Genomic DNA, 25890 nt, shown 5'->3' with positions numbered 1-25890 from the left:
CGGCCGCGTGCGTCGCGCGGCGGCCCGGCGAGCCGACATTGTCGGCGATTTTGCCCGCAGGCGGCGGTATGGAGGGCCGCACGGATGGCCGGCCGACGCCGCGGTCAGGCGCGCCGCGGTATGGGTTCGACAGACGAGGACGTCTGCACGACGACCTGGTTGCGCCCGGATTCCTTCGCGCGGTACAGCGCGTCGTCGGCGAGCTTCAGCGCGGCCTGGATGCTGTCGTCGTGTTCCGGATAGCAGGTCGTCACGCCGATGCTCGCGGTCAGGCGGCCGGACGTGCCCGCGTCGTGCCGGATGCCCAGATCGAGGATGCCGGTGCGGATCGACTCGGCGATCGTCACCGCGCCGTTCGTATCGACATTGGGCAGCACGACGACGAACTCCTCGCCGCCGTAACGGGCCGCATAGTCGGCCGGACGGCGCAGGCAGCCGGCGATGCAGCGGGCGACCGCGGCGAGCGCGTCGTCGCCGGCCTGGTGGCCCTGCGTGTCGTTGTAGCGCTTGAAGTGGTCGACGTCGACGAACAGCAGCGACAGCGCGTGCTGCGAACGCGCCGCGCGGCGCCATTCGCGCGCGAGCGTGACGTCGAGCATCCGGCGGTTGTCGAGGCCGGTGAGGCCGTCGGTGCGCGCGAGCGCCTGCAGTTCGGTTTCCGCGCGGTGACGCTTGCGCAACTGCACGTCGAGCAGCAGCGACAGGCAGACGAAGCCGAGCGCGAGCACGGCCATCGCCGAGCCGATCGGGATCGCTCGGTCGTACCACGCGGCGTAGGTGTCGGCTTCCGAGCGCGCGACCATGATGATCAGCGGCAGGTTCTCGAGGTGCCGGAACACGTACAGGCGCCGCACGCCGTCGATCGACGCGGTGTCGGCGAAGCTGCCTTCGCTGGCGGTCATGAAGTGCCGGAACGTGCTGGCCTTGCTGATGTTGCGGCCGACGATCGCCGGTTCGTACGGCTGGCGCGCGAGCATCAGGCCGGACGTATTGATCAGCGCCATCGACCCGCGATCGCCGAGCGCGAGGCGCGAGAACAGGTTCTGGAAATATTCGAGCCGGATCGATATCACGGCGACGCCGCCGAACGACCCGTCGGGCCGCGTGATGCGCCGGCTGAGCGCGATGCTCGGCGAGCCGGCGCGCAGCCGCGAATAGTACGGGTCGCTGACGTACAGGCCGACGTCCGGGTGGTCGCGATGCACGGTGAAATACCGTTCGTTGCCGAAATTGGCCTTGCGCGGCACGTCGCTCTTGCCGTCGACCGCAATGTCGCCGTTCGCGTCGAGCACGTAGATGCCGCCAAGATACTTGGCCGTGGTCGCGCGATCGAACAGTACCTGGCGGCGCATCGGCATCGGCAGCGCGACGACCGCCGGATCATTCTCGCCTTCGACGACTGCCTGCAGCGACAGCGCATAGAACTCGATGTTGCGCTCGATGTCCCACGACGCCATCAATGCGATGTTCTGCTGGGTGATGCGCGCACGGTCGCGCGCGTCGATGCGTGCCTCGTACAGCACGATTGCGCACAGCAGCAGCAGGAGCAGACCGAGCAGCAGCCCGGAATAGAAGATCAGGTGCGGCAGCAGGAGCCGGCGCACATGAGCGGCGACACGGCCCGTCAGGCCGGATTCGCTGGGCATTGCGTAGTCGGTTTCTGCCATGGTCCGTGGATCGAGGGCATCGCCGCCGGGCGGCGGGCCGATGCGATTATGTTCGTATTGATTGGCTGGCGGCGATCCGGTACGCGGCCCCGATATGCATTCCGCCCGACCGACTGGAAAAGCGGGCGCCGATCATCGTAATTGCGCCCGGATAAGGCGCCGGATTACCCTCGCACCGGCAAGATAGATCTGCCGCGATTCGACGATCCGACGAATCGCGCGACGCGCAATGGTCCGAGTATAACGCGCGCATTATCGAGCGCGAAAAATGTTGCAGACCGTTGATCCGGATCAAATTATCGCGGCGGCCGAGGCTTGCCGATCGCGCGCGGAAGCGTTGCAGCGCAAGGCTTTGCGCCGAAGTCGAGCGATACGCACCGATTATCTGTTTTCAGCGTCCGGGTGAATCCGTATATGAAAACGGGCGGCCGAGATGGGCCGCCCGTTTCGTGAAACCGCATGCGGGAAAGCCCGCATGCGAACGCTCAGGCGCCGTGCTGTTGCGCCTTGAACGTGAGCCGGAACCGATGCAGCAGCGGCTCGGTATAACCACTCGGCTGCGACGTGCCCTGCAGCGTCAGCGCGCACGCGGCCTTGAACGCGGTCGACTGGTCGTAGTTAGGCGCCATCGGGCGGTAGTTCGGGTCGCCCGCGTTCTGCTGGTCGACGACGCGCGCCATCCGCTTGAACACGTCGAGCACGAACGCCTCGGTGATCACGCCGTGGCGCAGCCAGTTCGCGATGTGCTGGCTCGAGATGCGCAGCGTCGCGCGGTCTTCCATCAGGCCGACGTCGTGGATGTCGGGCACCTTCGAGCAGCCGACGCCCTGTTCGACCCAGCGCACGACGTAGCCGAGGATGCCCTGCGCGTTGTTCTCGACCTCGCTCAGGATCTCGCTTTCGCTCCAGGCGGCGCGCTCGACGACCGGCACGGTCAGCAGCCCTTCGAGCAGCGCATCGCGTTCGCTCGCGTAGGGCGTCTTCTCCAGCTCCTGCTGGACGGCCTGCACATCGACGAGGTGGTAGTGCAGCGCGTGCAGCGTCGCGGCGGTCGGCGACGGCACCCACGCGGTGTTCGCGCCGGCGCGCGGATGCGCGATCTTCTGCTCGAGCATCGCGTGCATCAGGTCCGGCATCGCCCACATGCCCTTGCCGATCTGCGCGCGGCCGCGCAAGCCGGCCGACAGGCCCGCGAGCACGTTGTTGCGCTCGTATGCGGTGATCCACGCCGACGACTTCATCTCGCCCTTGCGGATCATCGGGCCCGCTTCCATCGCGGTGTGCATCTCGTCGCCGGTGCGGTCGAGGAAGCCGGTGTTGATGAACGCGACGCGTGCGGCGGCGGCCGCGATACACGCGGCGAGGTTCACGCTGGTGCGGCGCTCCTCGTCCATGATGCCCATCTTCAGCGTGTTGCGCGGCAGGCCGTACAGATCCTCGATGCGCGCGAACAGCGTGTCGGCGAACGCGACTTCGACGGGGCCGTGCATCTTCGGCTTCACGATGTAGATCGAGCCCGTGCGCGAATTGCGCTTGGCCTTCAGGTCGTGCAGCGCGCACAGCGTCGTGACGACGCCGTCGAGAATCCCTTCCGGAATCTCGTTGCCGTCGCGGTCGAGCACCGCGCCGTTGGTCATCAGGTGGCCGACGTTGCGCACGAACAGCAGCGAGCGGCCGTGCAGCGACAGCGTGCCGCCGGCCGGCGTGGTGTACTCGCGATCGGCGTTCAGGCGGCGCGTGAAGCTTTTGCCGCCCTTCGCGACTTCCTCGACCAGCGTGCCCTGCATCAGCCCGAGCCAGTTGCGATACAGCTGGACCTTGTCGTCGGCGTCGACCGCCGCGACCGAATCCTCGCAGTCGATGATCGTGCTGACCGCGGCTTCGAGCACGACGTCCTTCACGTTCGCGAGATCGGCGCGACCGATGGGGGTCGACGCGTCGATCTGGATCTCGATGTGCAGGCCGTTGTTTTTCAGCAGGATCGCCGATGGCGCGCCCGCCGCGCCCTGGTAGCCGACGAATTGCGCCGGCTGCGCGAGGTGCACGACGCCCTTGCCGGTCTCGACGGCGAGCTGGCCGTCCTCCACGCGATAGCGCAGCGCGTCGCGGTGCGAGCCGCTCGCGAGCGGCGCCGCGTTGTCGAGCACGTTGCGCGCGTAGTCGATCACGCGCTGGCCGCGTGTCGGGTTGTAGGCCGACGTGCGTTCGGCGCCGCCGTCCTCGGGCAGCGCATCGGTGCCGTACAGCGCGTCGTACAGGCTGCCCCAGCGTGCGTTCGCGGCGTTCAGCGCATAGCGCGCGTTCGACAGCGGCACGACGAGCTGCGGGCCGGCCTGCGTCGCGATCTCGCTGTCGACGTTTGCGGTGGCTGCCGCGACGTTCGACGGGACCGGCACGAGATAGCCGATTTGTTCGAGGAACGCGCGAAACGCGGCATGGTCGCGCACCGGGCCGGGATGCGCGCGATGCCACGTGTCGAGTTCGTGCTGGAGGCGGTCGCGTTCCGCGAGCAGTTCGCGGTTGCGCGGCGCGAGGTCGTGCACCAGGGCCGAGAAACCGCTCCAGAACGCGGCCTTGTCGATACCGGTGCCCGGCAGTGCTTCGTTTTCAATGAACTGGCTCAGCGCTGGCGCGACTTGCAGTCCTGCTTGGTCGATCATCGTGATTCCTCCCGGGGAATGAAAAACGCGCGCGGATCAGGCCGCGACGCTTTGTGTGCCGGCGCGAGCGATCTGCGCGTCCTGTTCGGACTTTACGCCAGACACACCGATCGCGCCCGCAATGCGGCCGTCCACCGTGACCGGCACGCCGCCTTCGAGCAAGCCCGTCAGCGGCACGCTCAGAAACGCGGTGCGGCCACCGTTGATCATATCCTCATACGCCTTCGTCTCGCGACGGCCGAGCGCCGCCGCGCGCGCCTTGTCCTGCGCGATGTAGCCGCTGGCCGCCGATGCGCCATCGAGACGCGCGAACGCGAGCAGGTGGCCGCCGTCGTCGACGATGGCGATCGACACGGCCCAGCCGTGGTGCTCCGCTTCCGCGCGGGCGGCGGCGAGCATGCGCTCGACGTCGGCGAGTTCGAGTTCGGGTTTCGTTTGCATGGAAGTTCTCCGGAATCAGCGGTCAGTTGACCAATCGGTTGTCGACGAGCTCGATCCAGTGGCGCACGGACGTACGGCCCGCGCCGTTCAGGTGAGTCTGGCAGCCGATGTTGGCCGTGACAATCAGGTCCGGCCGCGCGGCTTCGAGCGCGTCGAGCTTGTTGTCGCGCAGTTGGGTCGCGAGTTCGGGCTGCGTCAGCGAATAGGTGCCGGCCGACCCGCAGCACAGGTGGCCGTCGGCGACATTCGTCAGATCGAAGCCGAGCCGCCTGAGGATGCTTTCCACCGCGCCGCCGAGCCGCTGCGCATGCTGCAGCGTGCACGGGCAGTGCACCGCGACGCGGCGCGGCATCCCATCGGCCAGCGCGTCGAGCGGCTCGGCCGCGATCACTTCCGCGAGGTCGCGCGCGAGTGCGCTGACGCGCCGCGCCTTGTCCACATAGCCGCGGTCGGACCGCAGCAGGTCGCCATATTCCTTCACGAACGCGCCGCAGCCGCTCGCCGTCAGAACGATCGCTTCCGCACCGGCCTCGATCGCCGGCCACCACGCATCGATGTTGCGGCGTGCGCGTGCGAGCCCGGCCTCCTGCGCGTTCAGGTGATATTCGGTCGCGCCGCAGCAGCCGGCTTCGCGGGCCGGCGTCACGCTGATGCCGAGCCGGTCGAGCACGCGTGCCGCGGCCGCGTTGGTGTTCGGCGACAGCGACGGCTGCACGCAGCCTTCGAGCATCAGCACGCGTCGTGCATGGCGCACCGGCGGGCGCGGCGCGGCCGCCGGCACGCTGGCCGGGATCTTGTCCTGCAGCGTGCCGGGCAGCAGCGGGCGCAGCGCGCGGCCGGCCTTCAGCAGCGCGGCGAACGTCGCCGGCCGCGGTACGACGTGACGCAGGCCGGCGCGCAGCAGGCGCTCGCGCGCCGGACGCCGCGCACGCTTCTCGGCTTCCGCGCGGCCGATGTCGAGCAGCGTGTGATAGCGCACGCCGGACGGGCAGGTCGTTTCGCAGTTGCGGCAGGTCAGGCAGCGGTCGAGATGCTGCTGCGTGCGCTCGCCGCACGGCTCGCCTTCGAGCATTTGCTTGATCAGGTAGATGCGTCCGCGCGGCCCGTCGAGCTCGTTGCCGAGCACCTGGTAGGTCGGGCAGGTCGCGTTGCAGAAGCCGCAGTGCACGCAGGCGCGCAGGATCGCTTCCGCTTCGTCGGCCCGGTCGAGGGCCTTGCTTGCTTCGCTGAGATTGGTTTGCATCGGCGGTTCGCAGTCGGGTGGGCGTCAGAGGTCCGCGTACAGGCGGCCGGGATTGAAGATCGCATGCGGATCGAGTTGCGCCTTCAGCTGCCGGTGCACGCGCAGCAGCGCGGGCGGCAGCGGCTGGAACGGCTCGTGCGTCGTGCCGGGCGTGAAGCAGGTCGCGTGGCCGCCCCACTGCGCGGCGAACCGTTGCACGTCGGCCGGTGCGGTGTCGCTCTTCAGCCAGCGCTGCGCGCCACCCCAGTCGACCAGCAGCGCGCCGGGCAGCGCATCGAGCGGCGCGGCGGCCGGCACCGACACGCGCCACAGCGGGCGCGGATCGTCGAAGAACGGCAGCGACAGATCGCGCAGCCGGCCCCAGAAGCCGTCGGTGCGATCGTCCATGCTCTGGCCGCCGATCGTGTCGCGCGCGGCCTTCACCGAGCCCTCGCCGCCTTCGAGCCGCACGCGCAGCACGCCGTCCGCGTGGCAGGCGCCCGCGAGCGGCAGCCCCGCGCGACGCCATCCGGCGACGCGCTGCACGGCTTCGCCTGCCGTGAGCGGCAACGCGAGATCGCGGCTCGCGCGCGGCTTCGGCAGCACCTTCAGCGAGACCTCGGTCACGACGCCGAGGCAGCCGAAGCTGCCCGCGAGCAGCCGCGACACGTCGTAGCCCGCGACGTTCTTCATCACCTCGCCGCCGAAGCGCAAGTGTTTCGCGTGGCCGGTGATCACGCGGCAGCCGAGCACGAAATCGCGCACCGCGCCGGCCCACGGGCGGCGCGGCCCCGACAGCGCGGCCGAGAACATCCCGCCGACCGTGGCCGCGCCGCCGAACGTGGGCGGCTCGCACGGCAGCATCTGGCCGGCCGCGTCGAGCATCGCCTCGAGTTCGGCGAGCGGCGTGCCCGCGCGCGCGGTGATCACGAGTTCGGTCGGGTCGTACGCGACGATGCCGCGGTGCGTGCGCACGTCGAGCGTGCGGCCTTCGACGGCACGGCCGAGAAAGGACTTGGTGCCCGCGCCGCGGATGAGCAGCGGCTGGCGAGCGTGGATCGCGGCGTCGACCTGCGCGACGAGCGCCGCGCTGTCGTCGATCGATTCGGGTTCGCGTTCGCGTCGCATCAGAAGCGCTCCAGTTCGGGGAACGGCAGCTTGCCGTGATGGACGTGCATCGCGCCGAATTCAGCGCAACGGTGCAGCGTCGGGATGTTCTTGCCGGGATTGAGCAGGCGGCGCGGATCGAACGCGGCCTTCAACGCGTGGAAGAACGTGATCTCGTCGGCGTTGAACTGCACGCACATCTGGTTGATCTTCTCGCGCCCGACGCCGTGTTCGCCGGTGATGCTGCCGCCCACCGCGACGCACAGCTCGAGGATCTTGCCGCCGAGCGCTTCCGCGCGGTCGAGTTCGCCGGGACGGTTCGCATCGAACAGGATCAGCGGATGCATGTTGCCGTCGCCCGCATGGAACACGTTCGCGACCGGCAGCGCGTATTGCGCGGACAACGCGGCGATCCCTTCGAGCACGCGCGGCAGCTCGCGGCGCGGGATCGTGCCGTCCATGCAGTAGTAGTCGGGCGACATGCGGCCGACCGCCGGAAACGCGTTCTTGCGGCCGGCCCAGAAGCGCTGCCGCTCGGCCTCGTCGCGTGCGACGCGGATCTCCGACGCGCCGGCGTCGCGCAGCAGCGCGGCGACGCGTTCGGCGTCCGCTTCGACATCGGTCGCCGCGCCGTCGAGTTCGCACAGCAGGATCGCCTGTGCATCGACCGGATAGCCTGCGTGGATGAAGTCCTCGGCCGCGCGGATCGCGAGGTTGTCCATCATTTCGAGCCCGCCCGGGATCACGCCCGCGCCGATGATTCGCGCGACCGCCGCGCCGGCTTCGGCGACGTCGTCGAAGCTCGCCATCAGCACCTTCACGCTCGGCGGTTTCGGCAGCAGCTTCACCGTCACTTCGGTGATGATGCCGAGCATGCCTTCGGAGCCGGTGAACAGCGCGAGCAGGTCGAAGCCGGGTGCGTCGAGCGCGTCGGCGCCGAGCGTCAGCAGGTCGCCGTCGATCGTCAGGATCTCGACCTTCAGGATGTTGTGCACCGTCAGTCCGTATTTCAGGCAGTGCACGCCGCCCGCGTTTTCGGCGACGTTGCCGCCGATCGAGCAGGCGATCTGCGACGACGGGTCCGGCGCGTAGTAGAGATCGTAGGGTGCGGCGGCCTGCGTGATCGCGAGGTTGCGCACGCCAGGCTGCACGCGCGCGATGCCGGCGTCGGCGTCGATCTCGAGAATCCGGTTGAACTTGGCCATCACGAGCAGGATGCCTTTTTCGAGCGGCATCGCGCCGCCCGACAGACCGGTGCCCGCGCCGCGCGCGACGACCGGCACGCCGTGCGCGGCCGCGACGCGCAGCACCGCGCGCACCTGCTCGACCGTGTCGGGCAGCACGACCGCGAGCGGCACCGTGCGGTACGCGGCGAGGCCGTCGCATTCGAACGGCTTCAGCGCCTCGCGCTCGTGCAGCACGTCGAGGCCGGGCGCCGCCGCTCCGAGCGCGGCGACGAGCGTGTCGCGGTCGACGGTCGCCAGCGGGCCGTCGATCCGTTCGTCGTAGATGAAACTCATCGTGTGTCTCCGTCTCCACCATGCAGGCGGCCGCGGGATGCGCGGCGCGCCGGATGAACGGCATTCTTGGCGGGCGGCCGGTGCGTGTCCAGACGTCGCGAACGTGGTCGTACCAGTTTTTCTAAACGGGCCTGGCGGGTGGGGTTCGACGTGACAGGTAACCCAATTGATACAAGGGTTTGTGAGAAAATCGGCGATATCCTCCCGAAGTGGTCATACCAGTATGGAAAGGCAAGATCGACAAGCGCCCGCGCGCAATGTCGCCGACGTCGTCGCCGAGCGGATCGAGCAACTGATCGTCGACGGCGTGCTGAAGGCCGGACAGGCGCTGCCGTCCGAGCGGCGGCTGACCGAGAAGCTCGGCGTGTCGCGCACGGCCGTGCGCGAAGGGATGAAGCTGCTGCGTGCGCGCGGGATCATCGACACGACGCACGGCAAGGGTTCGTTCGTCGCGAGCCTGACCCCGCAGCGCGAAGTCTCGCCGATGATGCATCTGCTCGGCTCGCAGCCGCGCACGCTGTACGACCTGTTCGAGGTACGCGGGATGCTCGAGACCGAAGCCGCGCGGCTTGCTGCGCTGCGCGGTACGCCCGCCGATTTCATCCTGATCAAGCGCCGCTATGAGGAAATGACGGCGGCCGATGCGCAGGATCTCGATCCGGCGGCACGGGCGAAGCTCGATCATGCGTTCCATCTCGCGATTTGCGAGGCGTCGCACAATCCGGTGCTCGTGAATACGTTGCAGTCGCTGACCGACCTGCTGCTCAGTTCCGTGTTCGCGTCGGTGAACAACCTCTATCACCGCGAGCCGTTGAAGAAGCAGATCGATCGGCAGCATGCGCGGCTTTATAACGCGGTGACAGGGCGGCTCCCTGATCAGGCGCGCAAGGCTGCGAGCGAGCATATCCGGCAGTGCGTCGACTATCTGCGCGAGATCGAGCAGGAAGAGCAGCGGCTCGTGCGCTCGACGTTGCGTCTCGAAGGGTGGACCTGAACCGGATGAGCGGAGCGGGCGTTGCCGCCATGACGTGTATCAAGCATGTCGGGCTGGCGGTGCGGCTTGGCGGTCGACTATGTCGCAATGTGAGCTATTCGATGCGTGGCCCGACACGACCCGTTTCGCCTTTGCGCGACACGCGCGCTGGCCGTTGACCGTGACGCGCCGCCGATCGTTGAAGGAGGACGCTGCATGTCGATTCCAATGCGTGACGACGGGCCCGTGGCCCGCGCCATCCAGATCCTGCGATTCAATATTCGCCGCAAATTATGCGGAGAATAGCCGCTCTATTCACCGCACCGTCAAACCCGGCGGAACCAAAAAAAAGCCCGCCGAAGCGGGCAACCTCTCGATGAAGAGGAGGAGATCTGAATTCGCGATCAGTGATCAGTGCCGGCTCAACCTTTCGTCGCCCCGAACGTAAGCCCTGCCACAAAATGCTTCTGCATCGCGAAGAACATCGCGACCGACGGCAACGCTGCAAGAATCGACCCGGCCGACACGAGGTTCCACGACGTTGTCCATTGCCCCTTCAACGCGGCAACGCCCGCAGTGATCGGCGCGGCCTCATCGCCTTGCGTGAGGCACAGCGCCCAGAAGTAGTCGTTCCACACGAACGTGAACACGAGAATCGCGAGCGCGGCCAACGCAGGCCGGATCAGCGGCAACACGATCCGCCAGAACACCGTCCATTCGCCGGCCCCTTCAATCCGCGCGGCCTCGATCAATTCGAACGGCAACTGCTTGATGAAGTTGCGCAGAAACAGCGTGCAGAACCCCGTCTGAAACGCGACATGAAACAGGATCAGCGCCTCGACCGTATTGAACACGCCTAGCCTGAGCGACAGATCCCGCACCGGAATCATCAACACCTGCACCGGCACGAAATTCCCCGCGACGAACGTCCCGAACAGCGCGGTACTCCCGCGAAACTTGTAGGTCGCGAGCGCGAAGCCCGCCATCGCCGCCAGCGCGATCGACCCGATAACGGACGGCACGGTGATCTGCACGCTGTTCCAGAAGTAATGCAGCATCGGCGACGTGGTCAGCGCGTCGCGATAGTTGCTGATCATCGAGAAGTGCCGCGGCCAGCCCCAGTAGTGACCTTCGACCAACTCCTCGGTCGAGCGCACCGACGTGACGAACACCGCGATCATCGGCAGCAGCCAGATCACGAGCGCGACGGGCAGCGACAGCTTGTACAGCCGGCGCGAGACCGGCTTCCAGTGGGCAACGGGTGTCGGAAACATGATGAATGAACTCCCGGTAGGTCACTGCTCGTTGCGCAGCATGCGGCGCAACTGGAACACGATGTAGACGAGCATGATCGCGAACAGCACGACCGCGATCGACGCGGAATAGCCGAGCCGGTAGTACTTGATCGCCTGGTCGTACATGTAATACGCGAGCACGGTCGAGCTCTCGAACGGGCCGCCGCCCGTCATCACCGAAATCAGGTCGAAGCTGCGCAGCGCGCCGATCACCGTGACGACGATCGCCATGAACGTGGTCGGGCGCAACTGCGGCAGCACGACGTGCCACAGCAGCGCGAAGCCGCGCGCGCCTTCCATCCGCGCCGCTTCGATCTGCTCCGGGTTGACGGACGTGAGGCCGGTCAGGTACAGGATCATGCAGTACGCGGTCTGCGGCCACAGCGCGGCGAACACGATGCCGAACGTCGCATAGCGCGCATCGCCGAGCACCGGGATCCCGTGTCCGGCGATCAGCGCGAGCAGCCCGAAAGTCGGATCGTAGAACCACGAGAAGATCAGGCCGACGACCACGCCGGACAGCACGAACGGCGCGAAGAACAGCGACTTCACGAGCCGGATGCCGGCCACCGCCTGGTTCAGGTACAGCGCGAGCGCGAGGCCGAGCGGCGGCGCGAGCATGAACAGCGCTAGCCAGATCACGTTGTTGCGCAGCGCGGTGTAGAAGGTCGGCGCGTGCAGCAGCTCGACGTAGTTCGCGAGACCGACGAACGTGCGCTCGGTCATCCCGTCCCAGTTGCAGAGGCTCAGCCAGAGCGTCGACAGGATCGGCCAGATCACATAGACGGCAACCATCGCGCACGCGGGCGCGAGAAAGAGCCACGCGGCGCGCTGTTGCCGCCGCACGGCGGGCGACGGACGGCGCGCGGGCAGCGCGGTGGCAGCGGATGCGCCGCGCGGCGGCGGCGTGGCGTTGGCGCCGGCGCCGGCGGGCGGGGTGGACGTGATCGGACGGGACACGGCAAGCCTCCTGGGCGGACACGGCGGCACGCACACGCGGCCGCCGCATGGGTCACGCGGTTACTTCTTGTAGATCCGCTTGCGGGTCTGTTCGAGTTGCGCGAGCACGGTATCGAGCTGCGCGGGATTCGCGAGGAACTGCTGCATCCCCTTCATCCCTTCGTCGGCCATCTCCTTGGTCATGTCGCGATCGTAGAACTGCGCGACGCCGCCCTTGGTGTCGGCGAGGATCCGGAAGCCGATCCGCGAAATCGGATCGGCCGGCTCCGGCGACTTGCTGTTGGCCGACAGCGAGCCAAGCCCTTCCGCGAGCTTCGCCCCCATCTCGGGCGTCTCGACGAACGCGAGGAACGTATGCGCGTCGGCCTTGTTCTTCGCCTTGGTCGGGATGTGCAGCGATTCGACCGGGCCGTCCTCGGCGGTCGGCACCTTCGGGTCGATGATCGGGAAGCGGTAATAGCCCATTTCCTGCTTCACGTTCGGCGGAAAGCCCGCCGCGATGAAGGTGCCCATCAGCATCATCGCGGCCTTGCCCTGGAACAGGAACGGCTGCGCACCGTCGAGATCGTAGGACAGCGCGTTGTCGATGAAGTAGCCGGAATCGATCAGCGATTTCCACGTCGTGTAGACCTTCTTCACGCGCGGGTCGGTGTACGGCACGTCGCCGGCCATCAGCTGCTGGTGGAACGCGTTGCCGTTCAGGCGCAGGTCGAGATAGTCGAACCAGCCGGCGAGCGTCCACGCGTCGCGGCCGCCGACCGCGATCGGCGTGATGCCGGCCGCCTTCAGCTTCTTGCACGCATCGAGAAACTGATCCCAGGTCTTCGGCTCGTCGGCGATGCCGACCTTGCGGAACAGGTCCTTGCGGTAGAACAGCCCCCACGAGTAATAGACGGTCGGCGCCGCGTACTGCTTGCCGTTGTACGACGATGCGCTGCGCGTCGACGCGTACATCGCGTCCCAGCCGTTCTTCGCCCAGTCGCCGCTCAGGTCCTCGAACAGCCCGCGCTTCGCGTAGTACGCCATGCGCTCGCCCGCGTGCCAGTTGACCACGTCGGGCGCAACGGTCGTGAGCCACGCGGGGAGCTGCACCTTGTACGCCTCCTCGTCGACGAAGGTGGGCTTCACGTCGATGTCGGGATGGGCCTTGTGGAACGCCTCGATCGTCGACTGCCAGACCGCGCGCTGGCTGGCGCCCTTGAATGCGATGTTGATCGTCAGCGTGCCCGCGTCGGCCGGCGCCGCGGCGCCGAGCGAAGCGAACGCGATGGCGGCGGCGGTCGCAAGCCGGGCGGCGACGCGAAGGGGGCGATGTGTCATGTGTGTCTCCAGTCCTGTGTGTCGTTGTGCGTGACCGGCGCGTCGCGGCGCCGGGGGCGGTTGCTACGAACGGCTTCGATACACGGCGACGCCTTGCGGCTCGACCTGCGCGGTGCCGACCACGAACGCGGACGGCGGCACTCCATCGAGCGTGTGCGGCGCGCCGCCGTAATTGAATACGTAGGTCAGGCCGCCGCGTCGGCTCACGCGCACGCCGTCGCCGAGCGGCGACGGTGTCAGGCCGGCTTCGGCCGCGACGTCGGCGAACAGGCGCGCGGTGGTCGCGTCGTCGAACAGCGCGGCCCAGTAGTGCAGCGCGCCGTGCGACACGCAGGCCGGACGACCGTCGGCGAAGCGCGCACGCACGACGCTGGGTGCGTCGTCGTGCAGCTCGACGAGGTCGCGCCATCGGCGTGCGTCGCCGGTGAACGCCGAGCTGTCGCGCAACGTGCCGTCGACCCGCTCGGTCACGTTCGGCCGCAGCGACTCGACGCGCCACACGCGCAGCGGCAGGATCGATGCGAGCGGGCCGGGCGGCAGCGTCGGCGGAATCTGCAGGTCGGCGGTTTTCGAACCGGTGCGCGGGCCGAACACCGCATGCGCGCCCGATGCGGCGAGCCGGGCCGCGAAGTCGTCCGGCACGATCGGCAGCGGCGGCACGACGACGAGCCGGTAGCCGTCGAGCGGCGCATGCGCGGAGATCACGTCGACGTCGAGGCCGAGCGAACGCAGCGCCGAGTAGTACTCGAACGCGAAGCGCGGGTAGTGGAAATCGGCGCCTTGCGGCTGCACTTCGAACAGCCACTTCGCTTCATAGTCGAACACCAGCGCGACGGGGGCGCGCACCGCGCCGTTCGCGTCGGCATCGGCGCCGGCGTCGAGCACGGCCGCGATTTCGTGCGCGACGCGCTGCGCTTCGCGGCCGCCTTCGTCGAGCTGGTCGTCCGGCGTGTGCAGGCCCGCATGCATCTGCTCCTGCGCGAACGGCGCCTGCCGCCAGCGGAAGTACGACACGCAGCCGGCGCCGTGCGCGAACGCTTCCCAGCTCCACAGGCGCACCATGCCCGGCAGCGGCGCGGGGTTCCACTGCGCCCAGTTCACGGGCCCCGGTTGCTGCTCCATCACCCAGAACGGCAGCTTCGACATCCCGCGATAGAGATCGTGATTGAACGACGCGAAATCCGGATGGCCGGTGCGCAGCCAGCGCGCCTTCAGCTCGGGCGCGAACCATTGCTCCTCGAGCGCGCCGAGCGGATAGCTGTCCCACGTCGCGATGTCGAGGTCGCGCGCCACTTCGTAATGATCGAACTCGGTGAACAGCTGCATGAAGTTGTGCGCGACGGGCCGGCCCGGCGAATGCGCGCGGATCACGTCGACCTGCATCCGGTGATAGCGCGCGACCTCGTCGGACGCGAAGCGCCGGTAGTCGAGGCGATGCGACGGATGCGCTTCGGTCACGGTGCCGACCGGCGCGTCGACTTCGTCGAAATGCCGGTACTCCATGCTCCAGAACACGGTGCCCCACGCGCGGTTCAGCGCGTCGATCGTGCCGTAGCGCGCCTTCAGCCATTCGCGAAAGCGCACGAGCGCGGCGGGCGAATAGCTGACCACCGTCTGGTGGCAACCGAGCTCGTTGTCGGTCTGCCAGTAACGCACGGCCGGGTGGCGGCCGTAGCGTTCGGCGACCGCCGTGCAGATGCGGCGCGAGGCTTCCAGATAGGTCGGCGACGAGAAGTCGTAGTGGCGGCGCGAACCGAACCCGCGCGGCCGGCCGTCCGCGCCGATCGCGAGGATGTCGGGGTGACGGTCGACGAGCCATTTCGGCGGCGTCGCGGTCGGCGTGCACATCACGATCTCGAGGCCGGCCGCGCCGAGCACGTCGACCGCGCGGTCGAGCCAGCCCCAGTCGTATTCGCCCGGCGACGGCTCGATGCGGCTCCACGCGAATTCGGCGATCCGCACCTGCGCGATGCCGAGCGCCGTCATCCGACGGGCGTCGTCGGCCCACATCGATTCCGGCCAGTGTTCCGGGTAGTAACAGACTCCGAGGCGCATGCCGATCCTTATGCGTAGTGGTGGACGGGAACGTCGGCGCGCGCGGGCACCGCGCGGCCGTTTTCGGTGAAGAGGTGACAGGCCGCGGCCGGCGCCTGCGCGTGCACGCGCTCGCCGATGCGCAGCGGCGCGTCGCCGGGCACTTTCGCGATCAGCGGCGTGCCGCCGGGCTGGTCGAGGTGCACGTAGGTCTGCTCGCCGAGGCGTTCGACGAGCGCGACGTCGCGCGCGAGCGTCGTCGCGTCGGGCGCGGCGCCGAGCGTCAGGTGTTCGGGGCGGATGCCGAGCGTGACGGTCGCGCCCGGCGCGAGCGCGGCGCCGTCGCGCGGCAGCGTGAAGGTTTCGCCGGACGGCACGACGGTGACGGTCGTGTGCTGCGCGTCGCAGGCGACGACGACGGCCGGCAGGAAGTTCATCCGCGGCGAGCCGATGAAGCCGGCGACGAAGCGGCTGGCGGGATGGTGATAGAGGTCGAGCGGCGCGCCGATCTGCGCGATGCTGCCGTGCTGCGCGGTGTCGGCGCCGGCGTGCAGCAGCACGATCTTGTCGGCGAGCGTCATCGCTTCGGTCTGGTCGTGCGTCACGTAGACGACGCTCGCGCGTTCGAACTGCCGATGCAGCTTCGCGATTTCGATGCGCGTCTGGCCGCGCAGCGCCGCGTCGAGGTTCGACAGCGGTTCGTCGAACAGGAACACGCCGGGCTCCCGCACGATCGCGCGGCCGATCGCGACGCGCTGCCGCTGGCCGCCGGACAGCGCCTTCGGCTTGCGCTCGAGCAGCGTATCGAGCTGCAGAATCCGCGCGGCGTCGCGCACCTTCCGGTCGATCTCGGCCTTCGGCACGCGCGCGAGCTTCAGCCCGAACGCCATGTTCTCGTAGACCGTCATGTGCGGAAACAGCGCGTAGCTCTGGAACACCATCGCGACGCCGCGCTCGGCGGCCGGCACGTGGTCGACGCGGCGGCCGTCGATCGACAGCTCGCCGTCGCTCAGATCCTCGAGGCCCGCGATCATCCGCAGCAGGGTCGACTTGCCGCAGCCGGACGGCCCGAGGAACACGCAGAACTCGTGCGCGCCGATCTCCAGATCGACGTCGCGAATGACCGGCGCGTGCTCACCATAGGCTTTCTGCACGCGCCGCATCGAGATGCTCGCCATTGTCTCCGCTCCATGTTCTAATGCGCTTTCATCGATGCTTAAGCGCTTAATCATCGCGATCAAAAAAAGAGCCGATAGCGATCGCGGCCGAGTCGCGCCCGTCGGTCGGGCGGCAGGGTGTGCGGCGATAGTGCGCCGCTTCGGTGAGCGAAGCAAATACTGGATCAACGTCTCATATAGTGGGCAAGTCATGGCGACACTCGATGAAGTGGCCCGCCGCGCCGGCGTGACGGCCGCGACGGTCTCGAACGTGCTGCGCAACCGCGGCCGGGTCGGCGAAGCCACCCGCGCGCGCGTGCTCGAAGCCGTGCAGGCGCTCGGGTACCGACCGCATCTCGCGGCGCGGGCCCTCGCGGAAGGGCGCGCGCCGACGGTCGCGCTGATGGTATCGAGCATCGCGAACCCGTTCTATCCGGAGTTCGCGCTCGCGGTCGAGCGCGCGGTGCGCCGCAACGGGCAGTTCCTGATCGTCTGCAATACGAACGAAGACCCGTTGCAGGGCAGAGCGTATCTCGACCAGATCGCCGGCACGATTTCCGAAGGCATTCTCGTGACCAACGCGAACCTGCACCTGCCGGATCTGGCGGACGTCGCGCGGCGCGGCGTGCCGGTCGTGCTGTGTCTGTGGGAGCGGCCCGATGCGCCGCCCGAAGGGTTGCCGTGCGTGGCGGTGGATTTCCGCGAAGCCGGGCGGATCGCGACGCGGCATCTGCTCGAACTCGGGCACCGGACGATCGGCGTGATCGTCGGCGGCTCGGCGAGCGGCGTGCAGGCGGCGCGCTATGACGGCTTCGTCGACGTGATGCGCGAAGCGGGGCTCGACGCATCGATCGTCGCGGCCGAGCCCGATTCGATCGAAGGCGGCGTGCGCGCGGCGGGCCGACTGCTCGACGCGCATGCCGGGCTGACCGCGCTGGTCGCGACCAACGACCTGCCCGCGATCGGTGCACTGCACGCGGCGGCCGATCGCGGCCGGCGCGTGCCCGACGACCTGTCGATCGTCGGCATTACCGACATTCATCTGGCCAGCGACACGCGTCCCACGTTGACGACCGTCGCGATCCCGACCGCCGAGGCCGCCGGGCTCGCGGTCGAACTGCTCAACGCGTTGCGCGAGGCGGGCGGCCGGATCGACGATGCGTCGCGCGTGCGCACGGCGTCGTTGCCGCGGTTGGTGGTGCGCGGCACGACAGGGGCGGTGTCGGGGCGACGCTCGGCTATGTAGCGAGGGCCGACGCGCACCTTGCGGCAATGGTGGACATGCCCGTGATGTTTGCGGCGTCGTGGCTTTCCGCGCACCGCACGCACGGTTCGCGTCCGGCGCGCGATGCCCGTCGACCAGCCGTTCTAGAACGAGTACGCGAGCGACGCGAACAGGCTGCGCGGCGCGCCCGGCGTGACCCACAGGTTGTTGTACGAGCTGACGTAGTACGTGCGATTGAACAGGTTGTTCAGCACGACCGACGCGCGCAGATGCTTGTTGACCTGCACGTAACCGTTGAGCTGCACGGTCGCATAAGCGGGCAGGTCGAAGCCATCCTGCGTGTTCGCGGTATTGCCCGCGCGGCGCCCGACGTAGATCACGCCCGCGCCCGCGCCGGCCTTGTCGACGAGCGGCAGCGCGGTTTCGTACATCAGCAGCGCGCTCCCGCTCAGCCGCGGAATGTCGACGAGGCGTGCGCCCGGCGTCAGCACGCTGTCGTGCGTGACCTGCGCATCGACGTACGCGAGGTTGACGATGCCGCGCACCCCGTGGCCGAGTTCGCCGTTCCATTCGAATTCGACGCCGCGGCTGCGTACTTCGCCGGCCGCACGCGAGAACCCGGCATTCGCCGGATCGGCGCTCAGCACGTTGCGCTTGTTCACGTAGAACGCGGCGACGGTCGCGAGCCAGCGCGTGCCGGCCCATTTCACGCCGGCCTCATAGCCGTGCCCCTTCTCCGGATCGAACGCGCGGCCGTTCACGTCGGCGCCGTTGTTCGGCCGGAACGAATACGCGGTGTTCGCGTAGAGCGACAGCGCGGGGCTGGCCTCGTACACGATGCCGAGCCGCGGGCTCAGCGCCGTTTGCAGCTGGCTCGTCGTCACGCCCTTCAGGCGGTTGTCGACCGACTGGTGAAAGCGGTCCCAGCGCAGCCCGGCGAGCACTTTCCAGTGCGGCCCGAACGCGAGCGTGTCCTGCGCGTACAGGCCCTGGCCGTCGTCGCGCTCGAGCAGGTTCGTCGCGGTGCGCGGCACGGGCGCCGGCTGGCCGTAGACCGGATCGAAGATGTCGATCGCATACGGCGCCGCGGCCGTCGGCGTCGAGCGCGAGACGAACTGGTCGTAGTTGAAGCGATACGCGTCGACGCCCATCACGAACGTGTGGCCGATGCCGGCCGTGCGGGCCTTGCCGGCCACCTCGACGCGCCCTTGCACCTCGTTCGAGTGAAACGCGACCTGCCGGTAGCGGCGCCATAGCGTACGCCCGTCCGGCTGCAGCGCGAACGCTTCGGACGAGCGGCCGGACAGGTCGGTGTCGCGCTGCGCGAAGCCGGCGTTGACCGACCAGTCGGCATTGAAGCGATGTTCGAGCGTGAACTGGTGGCCCGAGTTGCGCACGTCGTAGTCGCCGTCGCGCGGCTCACCCATGAACCTCGACGCCGGCACCACGCCGAGTTGCCCATTGACCGCGACCACGCCGCGATCGAGCGGCGCGCGCTGGCGGGCGGTCTCGAATTCGTAGTGGAGCGTCGTGTCCGCGCCGATGTCCCACGTGAACGACGGCGCGAACAGGTAGCGCTTGCTCGACACGGTATCGCGGAAGCTGCCGTTGTCCTCGTTCATCGCGATGAAGCGGTACGCGAGCGACTTCGTGACGGGGCCGGTCGAATCGAGCGTCTCGCGCAGCGCGCCGTAGCTGCCGGCCGACACGCCGATCGTGTTCGAGCGCGCGAACTGCGGCTGCTTCGTCGTGTAGCTGATGAGCCCGCCCGGGTCGCCGCGGCCGTACAGCGCGGACGCGGGCCCCTTGAGGACTTCCATGCGTTCGAGCGTGGCGGTGTCGCGCGGCACGCTGATGCCGCGATTCCACGAGAAGCCGTTGACGAGGTAGTCGGTGCCGGACGTGTTGCCGTCGCCGGCGAAGCCGCGCACCGCGTAGTTGTCCCACAGCCCGCCGAAGTTGTTTTGCCGCGCGACGCCGGCGACCCAGTCGTACAGGTCTTCGCCGCGTGTGGCGGCCACCGTCTGAATCAGTTTCTTGTCGACGCTGCTGACCGCGAACGGAATCTCCATCACGTCCGTCTCGGTGCGCGTCGCGCTCGTCGATTCGGGCGCGCGAAACGGCGCCGTCGTGCGCTGCCCGGAGACTTCGATCGCGGGCAGCGACAGCTCCTGCGCGTCGGCGGCGCTCAGCCCGGCCGTGCCGACGACGATGGCCATCGGTGCGGCCGCCCAGTTCTTCCTGCTCATACCCCGTCCTCAGAGATTGGTCCGCGTTCGGGCACCGCGGGCCGTCTCGCGCCGGCATCCGTGTTCCAAACAGTCCATTTGCGGGCCGAAATCTAATGCAAATGAGATGTATTTGCAATCGTAAGTTGACCTTGTTGCATGGGGCGGGGGGGAGTGACCGTGTCCGGCCGACGAGGCCGATCCGGTGGCTTGCCGCGGGATGGCGGCCGGACATGCGCGAGCGCGCGCTCGGACGCCGGCCGGCCGCAGTTCTCAGTTGCCTTCGACGAGCTGCATCACGATGCGTCGGGCCGAATCGAGGTGCGCGACCGTCATCGCGCGGGCGCCGCGCGCATTGCGTTCGCGGCAGGCTTGGAGGATTGCTTCGTGCTCGACCTGGAACGAGGGTGTGTCGGCGAGCAGCGTCGCCTGCAGCCGCTCGTACCGCTCGACCTGGCTGCGCAGTTCCGCGATCGCCTTCAACTGGCGCGCGTTGCCGCAGCACGAATACAGCAGCAGATGGAATTCACGGTTCAGCTCGCCTTGGCGGCGCGCCACGCTCGATTCGCCGAGCAACCGATGCACGAGTTCGGCGCGCGCCAGGGTTTCGTCGTCGAGCCGCTTCACGCTGCGGTAGATGGCGTCGCCTTCGAGCAGCACGCGCATGTCGTAGATTTCCTGCACGTCGGACGCGCCGAGCATTCGCACGACCGCGCCGCGATTGCGGAAAATGTCCAGCAGCCCTTCGCGCTCCAGGCGCTGGATCGCCTCCCGCATCGGAATCCGGCTGATCCCGAAGTGCTCGGCGAGGTCGCGCTCGACGAGCCGCTCGCCGGCCTGCAACTCGCCGTTGATGATCATTTCCCGCAGCGATGCGGCCACGGCATCTGCCGTGGAATCGAGTCTGGCTTCCATCCCTTGAGTCCTCATTTTGGAATAATGGTATACCAAATGGCGTCGCGGTGACACAATGCGGCCATCACATCCGATGGCAGAGGAGAGCGAGATGGCGCATGGCGAACACAAATACCGCGTGGCAGTGGAGTGGACCGGCAACCGCGGAACCGGCACGTCGGGGTATTGCGAATATGGCCGCGATCATGTGATCCACGCGGGTTCGAAGCCGGACATTCCGGGCTCGTCGGACGCGGCGTTTCGCGGCGATGCGGCGCGCTGGAATCCGGAGGATCTGCTGTTGGCGTCGGCATCGGCGTGCCACAAGCTCTGGTATCTGCATCTGTGTTCCGATGCGGGCATCCGCGTGCTTGCGTATGTCGACGACGCCGAAGGGACGATGGTCGACACGTCCGAGCCGGGGCGCTTCACCGAAATCGTGCTGCACCCGCGCGTGATGATCCGTGCGGGCGACGATCGCGAGCTGGCCGAGCGGCTGCATCATGATGCGCATGCGAAGTGCTATATCGCGAACTCCGTGAACTTCCCGATCCGGTGCGAACCGGTGATCGAGTGCGCGGCGGCGTGACGTGCACCGTGGAGAAGACGTTGAAGCTTCTCCCCTCCCCGGGCAACACGCGCATGGCGCCCCATTTTCGTGCGCTTCAGCGGGCGGGCGCGCCGCGCGGCACCCGATCCCCGCGTTACAACGCGATCCCGTAAACCTCCCGCGCGGCCGCGCGGATCGCGTCGGCCATCACCGCGACGGCCGGCGAATGCAGCCGGTCGGTGCGCGTGATGATCCCGAAATCGTCCATCCGGCAATCCATCTCCAGCGGCAGCACCGACACGATGCCATGTCGCGCGTAGTACAGCGCGACGTCCTCCGCGAGCACCGCGATCATGTCGCTCTGCTCGATCAACTGCGTGATGAACAGCAGCGCGGCCGTCTCGACGACGTTCGCGGGCGGCGCGAGGCTCGCGCGCTGGAACACCAGCTCGAAGCGGTGGCGCAGCACGCTGCCGGCCGGCGGCATGACCCACGCGGCACGCTGCACGTCGGCAAGCGACAGCGGCGCCTGCGCGAGCAGCGGATGGCCGGGCCGCACGACCGCCGCGACCGGCTCGCCGGTCAGCGGCTCATAGCGCAGGTGCAGCTTGTCGTGTTCGACTGACAGCCGGCCGAGCACGATGTCGAGCTTGTCCTGCGCGAGGTGTTCGAGCAGCACATTGCTCGTGTCGATCGCGACGGACACGCGCACGTTCGCATGCGTGCCCTTCACCGCGGCGACGGCCGGCGGCACCAGCCGCAACCCCGGCGACGTGATCGCGCCCACCGCCACATGCCCGAGATGGCCGGCCTTCAGCGCGGCCAGCTCCTCGCGCGCCTGGTCGAGGCTGCCGAGCGCCGCGCGCGCGTGGCGGATCAGCGCGTCGCCGTACAGCGTCGGCCGCATCCCGCGCGGCAGGCGCTCGAACAGCACCGCGCCGATCGATTCCTCGAGCTCGCGCAGCAGCTTCGACGCGGCCGGCTGCGTCATGTTCAGCGCGGCCGCCGCGCGGTGAATGCTGCCTTCGTCGGCGAGCGCGACGACCAGCAGGAGCTGGCGCGTCTTCAGGCGGCTGCGGTTTCCCCATGGGCTGGCTTCGAGCATGGTACGGGTTTATATCGATATCGGAATCGATATCGTAATCGCCTAAAACGTCATTAGCGAGTTATCAAAATTCTGCCTAGACTGCGCCGGTATCCCGTCACCACAGGACTGACGATGTCGGCAACAAAACCCAGGCTGCGCTCCACCCAATGGTTCGGCACGAACGACAAGAACGGCTTCATGTACCGAAGCTGGATGAAGAACCAGGGCATCCCCGATCATGAGTTCGACGGTCGGCCGATCATCGGCATCTGCAACACGTGGTCCGAACTGACGCCGTGCAATGCGCACTTCCGCAAGCTCGCCGAGCACGTGAAGCGCGGGATCTTCGAGGCGGGCGGGTTCCCGGTCGAGTTCCCGGTGTTCTCGAACGGTGAATCGAACCTGCGGCCGTCGGCGATGCTCACGCGCAACCTGGCGTCGATGGACGTCGAGGAAGCGATCCGCGGCAATCCGATCGACGCGGTCGTGCTGCTCGCCGGCTGCGACAAGACGACCCCCGCGCTGCTGATGGGCGCGGCGAGCTGCGACGTGCCGGCGATCGTCGTGTCGGGCGGCCCGATGCTGAACGGCAAGCTCGAGGGCAAGAACATCGGTTCGGGTACCGCCGTGTGGCAACTGCACGAATCGCTGAAGGCGGGCGAGATCGACCTGCATCACTTCCTGTCGGCCGAAGCCGGCATGTCGCGCTCGGCCGGCACCTGCAACACGATGGGCACCGCGTCGACGATGGCGTGCATGGCCGAGGCGCTCGGCGTGGCGCTGCCGCACAACGCGGCGATCCCGGCGGTCGATTCGCGGCGCTACGTGCTCGCGCACATGTCCGGCATCCGGATCGTCGAGATGGCGCTCGAAGGGCTCGTGCTGTCGAAGGTGCTGACGCGCGCGGCGTTCGAGAACGCGATCCGCGCGAATGCGGCGATCGGCGGCTCGACCAACGCGGTGATCCACCTGAAGGCGATCGCGGGGCGCATCGGCGTGCCGCTCGAGCTCGAGGACTGGATGCGCATCGGCCGCGACACGCCGACGATCGTCGACCTGATGCCGTCCGGGCGCTTCCTGATGGAGGAGTTCTATTACGCGGGCGGCCTGCCGGCCGTGCTGCGCCGGCTCGGCGAAGGCGGGCTGCTGCCGCACCCCGACGCGCTGACCGTCAACGGCAAGTCGCTGTGGGACAACGTGCGCGAAGCGCCGAACTATGACGACGAGGTGATCCGCCCGCTCGACCGGCCGCTGATCGCCGACGGCGGGATCTGCATCCTGCGCGGCAATCTCGCGCCGCGCGGCGCGGTGCTGAAGCCGTCGGCGGCGAGCCCCGAGCTGCTGAAGCATCGCGGCCGCGCGGTGGTGTTCGAGAATCTCGAGCACTACAAGGCGACGATCAACGACGAAGCGCTCGACGTCGATGCGAGTTCGGTGATGGTGCTGAAGAACTGCGGGCCGCGCGGTTATCCGGGGATGGCCGAGGTCGGCAACATGGGGCTGCCGCCGAAGCTGCTGCGCCAGGGCGTGAAGGACATGGTGCGGATCTCCGATGCACGGATGAGCGGCACCGCGTACGGCACGGTCGTACTGCACGTCGCGCCGGAAGCGGCCGCGGGCGGCCCGCTGGCCGCCGTGCGCAACGGCGACTGGATCGAGCTCGACTGCGAGGCCGGCACGCTGCACCTGGACATTCCGGACGACGAACTGCAGCGCCGCCTGTCGGACGTCGATCCGACCGCGGCGCCGGGCGTGGCCGCGCAGCTTGGCAAGGGCGGCTACGCGCGGCTGTATATCGATCACGTGCTGCAGGCCGACGAGGGGTGCGACCTCGACTTCCTGGTCGGCATGCGCGGCGCGGACGTGCCGAGCCATTCGCATTGAGACAAACGGATCGCGGCGGGGCCTGAGGGAAGTAGGGGGAAGCGGCGGCCACGGCGGGGTGATCATCCGGCCGGCCGCAAAGCATGGGATGTACGTAAGCGCTGAAGCGCCAGCGTACGTTGACCGCGAAGCATGGGGCCCTCGTAAGCGCCAAGACGCCAACCGAGGCCGACCGCGAAGCATGGGACCTCCGCAAGCGCTAAAGCGCCAACGGGGGCCGACCGCGAAGCATGGGACCCCCGTAAGCGCTAAAGCGCTAACGGGGGCCGACAGGAGACAAGATGACGACGCAGTACACGCCCGCACACGCCGTGGCGGAACAGTCCGATTCGCCGGCAGCCGTCGACGAACGGCAACTGACCCGCCTGCTCACGCGCAAGCTGGTGCCGTTCCTCGCGCTGATCTACGTGGTCGCCTACGTCGACCGTACCGTCGTCGGCTTCGCGAAGCTGCACATGAACGCGGCGATCGGCCTTGGCGACGCCGCTTACGGACTCGGCGCCGGACTGTTCTTCATCGGCTACTTCCTGTGCGAAGTGCCGAGCAACCTCGCGCTCGGACGCTTCGGCGCACGCGTGTGGTTCGCGCGCATCCTCGCGACCTGGGGCGTGATCACGATCGCGATGGCGCTCGTGCAGGGGCCGGCCAGTTTCTACGTGCTGCGCTTCCTGCTCGGCGCGGCCGAAGCCGGCCTCTATCCCGGCATCCTGTACTTCCTCACGCAATGGTTCCCGATGCGCGACCGTGCCCGCGTGATCGGCCTGCTCGTGCTCGCGCAGCCGCTCGCCGGCATCGTGACGGGCCCGCTCGCCGGGTGGCTGCTGTCGACGCACGGGTGGTTCGGCCTGTCGGACTGGCAGACGTTGTTCGTCGTCAGCGGCTTGCCGGCCGTGCTGCTCGCATGGCCCACGCTTCGCTTGTTGCCCGAGTCGCCCGCGCACGCGCGCTGGCTGAACGACGACCAACGCCGCTGGATCGCGCGGCAGCTCGCCGCCGACCGCGACACGTATCGACCCGCTTCGCACGGCAATCCGCTCGCCGCACTGCGCGACCGCCGCGTGCTGCTGCTCGCCGCGCTGTTCCTGCCGTTTCCGCTGTGCATCTACGGGCTGTCGCTCTGGTTGCCGACGATCATCCACGCATTCGGCGCCGGCGATGCGGCGACCGGGCTGCTGTCCGCGGTGCCGTATCTGTTCGCGGTGGTCGGCCTGCTCGTCGTGCCGCGCCATTCGGACCGCAAGCGCGAGCGCTACTGGCACATCGTCGTCGTGTCGGCGGCCGCCGCCGTGACGATGGCCGCGAGCGCATGGGTGCGGCAGCCCGCGCTGCAGTTCGCATTCATCTGCCTCACCGCGTTCTCGCTCTATTCGATCCAGGCCGTCGTGTGGGCGCTGCCCGGCGAATTCCTGACCGGCACGAGTGCGGCGGTCGGCATCGCCGCGATCAATTCGCTCGCGAATCTCGGCGGCTACTTCGGGCCGTACGGCATCGGCCTGATCAAGGCATCGACCGGCAGTCTCGCGGCCGGCCTGTACTTTCTCGCGGCGACGCTGTTGTTCGCGGTGCTGATGACGTTCGTGGTCCGGGCCGCGCTGCGTGCGCCCGAGCCGGCCGCGGGCGCATTCGCCCGCGAATCCTGAACGCCTTGTTTTTCCGGCTGAACGCC

The 25890-nt window shown here is 68.3% G+C and carries 20 protein-coding genes; 6 read left to right on the top strand and 14 right to left on the bottom strand.

Translation table 11 applies throughout. The features are described from left to right. Nucleotides 1-104: 104 nt before the first annotated feature. Nucleotides 105-1667, bottom strand: coding sequence for a GGDEF domain-containing protein (locus LMA02_RS30035; protein ID WP_228908669.1), 1563 nt, complete (start codon nt 1665-1667; stop codon nt 105-107). Nucleotides 1668-1935: 268 nt separating this feature from the next. On the opposite strand from LMA02_RS30035, the gene LMA02_RS30030 reads away from it, so the two are divergent. Beyond that, nucleotides 1936-2073, top strand: a complete 138-nt coding sequence (locus tag LMA02_RS30030; RefSeq protein WP_228908668.1) for a hypothetical protein — start codon at nt 1936-1938, stop codon at nt 2071-2073. Nucleotides 2074-2152: 79 nt separating this feature from the next. Here LMA02_RS30030 and LMA02_RS30025 read toward each other — a convergent pair whose 3' ends face one another. The 5 genes from LMA02_RS30025 to glcD are packed head-to-tail and all read right to left on the bottom strand — an operon-like array spanning nt 2153 to nt 8617. Then, nucleotides 2153-4327 (bottom strand): malate synthase G, encoded by a 2175-nt coding sequence (locus tag LMA02_RS30025; RefSeq protein WP_228908667.1) that lies wholly within the window; start codon nt 4325-4327, stop codon nt 2153-2155. 36 nt (nt 4328-4363) lie between these two features. After that, nucleotides 4364-4768 (bottom strand): GlcG/HbpS family heme-binding protein, encoded by a 405-nt coding sequence (locus LMA02_RS30020; RefSeq protein ID WP_228908666.1) that lies wholly within the window; start codon nt 4766-4768, stop codon nt 4364-4366. A gap of 22 nt (nt 4769-4790) precedes the next feature. After that, complete coding sequence (gene glcF / locus LMA02_RS30015) at nt 4791-6011, bottom strand: glycolate oxidase subunit GlcF (protein WP_228908665.1); 1221 nt, start codon at nt 6009-6011, stop codon at nt 4791-4793. 24 nt (nt 6012-6035) lie between these two features. Beyond that, nucleotides 6036-7118: a glycolate oxidase subunit GlcE gene (glcE, locus tag LMA02_RS30010; RefSeq protein WP_228908664.1), complete on the bottom strand. Its 1083-nt coding sequence runs from the start codon at nt 7116-7118 to the stop codon at nt 6036-6038. Continuing rightward, entirely contained in the window at nt 7118-8617 is a 1500-nt protein-coding gene (gene glcD, locus LMA02_RS30005; RefSeq protein WP_228908663.1) for a glycolate oxidase subunit GlcD, read from the bottom strand. Before glcD ends, glcE begins: the two co-directional genes overlap by 1 nt. Before the next feature lie 223 nt (nt 8618-8840). Between glcD and glcC the strand changes: the two genes are divergently transcribed. After that, a complete protein-coding gene (glcC, locus tag LMA02_RS30000) occupies nt 8841-9611 on the top strand; it encodes a transcriptional regulator GlcC (protein ID WP_228908662.1) in 771 nt (256 codons plus the stop codon). 401 nt (nt 9612-10012) lie between these two features. Here the strand turns inward: glcC and LMA02_RS29995 are convergent, their stop codons facing one another. From LMA02_RS29995 to LMA02_RS29975, 5 genes are all read right to left on the bottom strand, one after another. Continuing rightward, complete coding sequence (locus LMA02_RS29995) at nt 10013-10864, bottom strand: carbohydrate ABC transporter permease (protein ID WP_006753189.1); 852 nt, start codon at nt 10862-10864, stop codon at nt 10013-10015. A 21-nt stretch (nt 10865-10885) separates the two neighbouring features. After that, nucleotides 10886-11845 carry a carbohydrate ABC transporter permease gene (locus LMA02_RS29990; RefSeq protein WP_228908661.1) on the bottom strand — a complete coding sequence of 320 codons (960 nt, stop codon included), beginning with the start codon at nt 11843-11845 and terminating at the stop codon, nt 10886-10888. A 60-nt stretch (nt 11846-11905) separates the two neighbouring features. Then, nucleotides 11906-13165, bottom strand: a complete 1260-nt coding sequence (locus tag LMA02_RS29985; RefSeq protein ID WP_228908660.1) for an ABC transporter substrate-binding protein — start codon at nt 13163-13165, stop codon at nt 11906-11908. A gap of 63 nt (nt 13166-13228) precedes the next feature. After that, nucleotides 13229-15220, bottom strand: a complete 1992-nt coding sequence (locus tag LMA02_RS29980; RefSeq protein ID WP_228908659.1) for a beta-galactosidase — start codon at nt 15218-15220, stop codon at nt 13229-13231. 8 nt (nt 15221-15228) lie between these two features. Next, entirely contained in the window at nt 15229-16377 is a 1149-nt protein-coding gene (locus LMA02_RS29975) for an ABC transporter ATP-binding protein (protein ID WP_228908658.1), read from the bottom strand. Between the two features lie 190 nt (nt 16378-16567). Here LMA02_RS29975 and LMA02_RS29970 point away from each other — a divergent pair, with 190 nt between their 5' ends. Continuing rightward, nucleotides 16568-17602, top strand: a complete 1035-nt coding sequence (locus tag LMA02_RS29970; RefSeq protein WP_228908657.1) for a LacI family DNA-binding transcriptional regulator — start codon at nt 16568-16570, stop codon at nt 17600-17602. 122 nt (nt 17603-17724) lie between these two features. Here the strand turns inward: LMA02_RS29970 and LMA02_RS29965 are convergent, their stop codons facing one another. Then, nucleotides 17725-19830, bottom strand: coding sequence for a TonB-dependent siderophore receptor (locus LMA02_RS29965; protein ID WP_228908656.1), 2106 nt, complete (start codon nt 19828-19830; stop codon nt 17725-17727). 252 nt (nt 19831-20082) lie between these two features. Next, nucleotides 20083-20724: a GntR family transcriptional regulator gene (locus LMA02_RS29960; protein ID WP_228908655.1), complete on the bottom strand. Its 642-nt coding sequence runs from the start codon at nt 20722-20724 to the stop codon at nt 20083-20085. 91 nt (nt 20725-20815) lie between these two features. Here LMA02_RS29960 and LMA02_RS29955 point away from each other — a divergent pair, with 91 nt between their 5' ends. Next, nucleotides 20816-21292, top strand: coding sequence for an OsmC family protein (locus LMA02_RS29955; RefSeq protein WP_228908654.1), 477 nt, complete (start codon nt 20816-20818; stop codon nt 21290-21292). A gap of 115 nt (nt 21293-21407) precedes the next feature. Here the strand turns inward: LMA02_RS29955 and LMA02_RS29950 are convergent, their stop codons facing one another. Further along, nucleotides 21408-22358: a LysR family transcriptional regulator gene (locus tag LMA02_RS29950; protein ID WP_105784726.1), complete on the bottom strand. Its 951-nt coding sequence runs from the start codon at nt 22356-22358 to the stop codon at nt 21408-21410. Between the two features lie 114 nt (nt 22359-22472). Here LMA02_RS29950 and LMA02_RS29945 point away from each other — a divergent pair, with 114 nt between their 5' ends. Together LMA02_RS29945 and LMA02_RS29940 are read left to right on the top strand one after the other, a co-directional pair. Next, on the top strand, nt 22473-24224 hold the full coding sequence (locus LMA02_RS29945) for an IlvD/Edd family dehydratase (RefSeq protein ID WP_011659865.1): 1752 nt from the start codon (nt 22473-22475) through the stop codon (nt 24222-24224). 281 nt (nt 24225-24505) lie between these two features. Beyond that, entirely contained in the window at nt 24506-25864 is a 1359-nt protein-coding gene (locus tag LMA02_RS29940; RefSeq protein WP_228908653.1) for an MFS transporter, read from the top strand. The last annotated feature ends 26 nt before the right edge of the window (nt 25865-25890 follow it).

The organism is Burkholderia sp. B21-005 (genome assembly GCF_020843965.1).
Lineage (GTDB): Bacteria > Pseudomonadota > Gammaproteobacteria > Burkholderiales > Burkholderiaceae > Burkholderia > Burkholderia ambifaria.
This window is presented reverse-complemented; position numbering and strand designations above follow the sequence as displayed.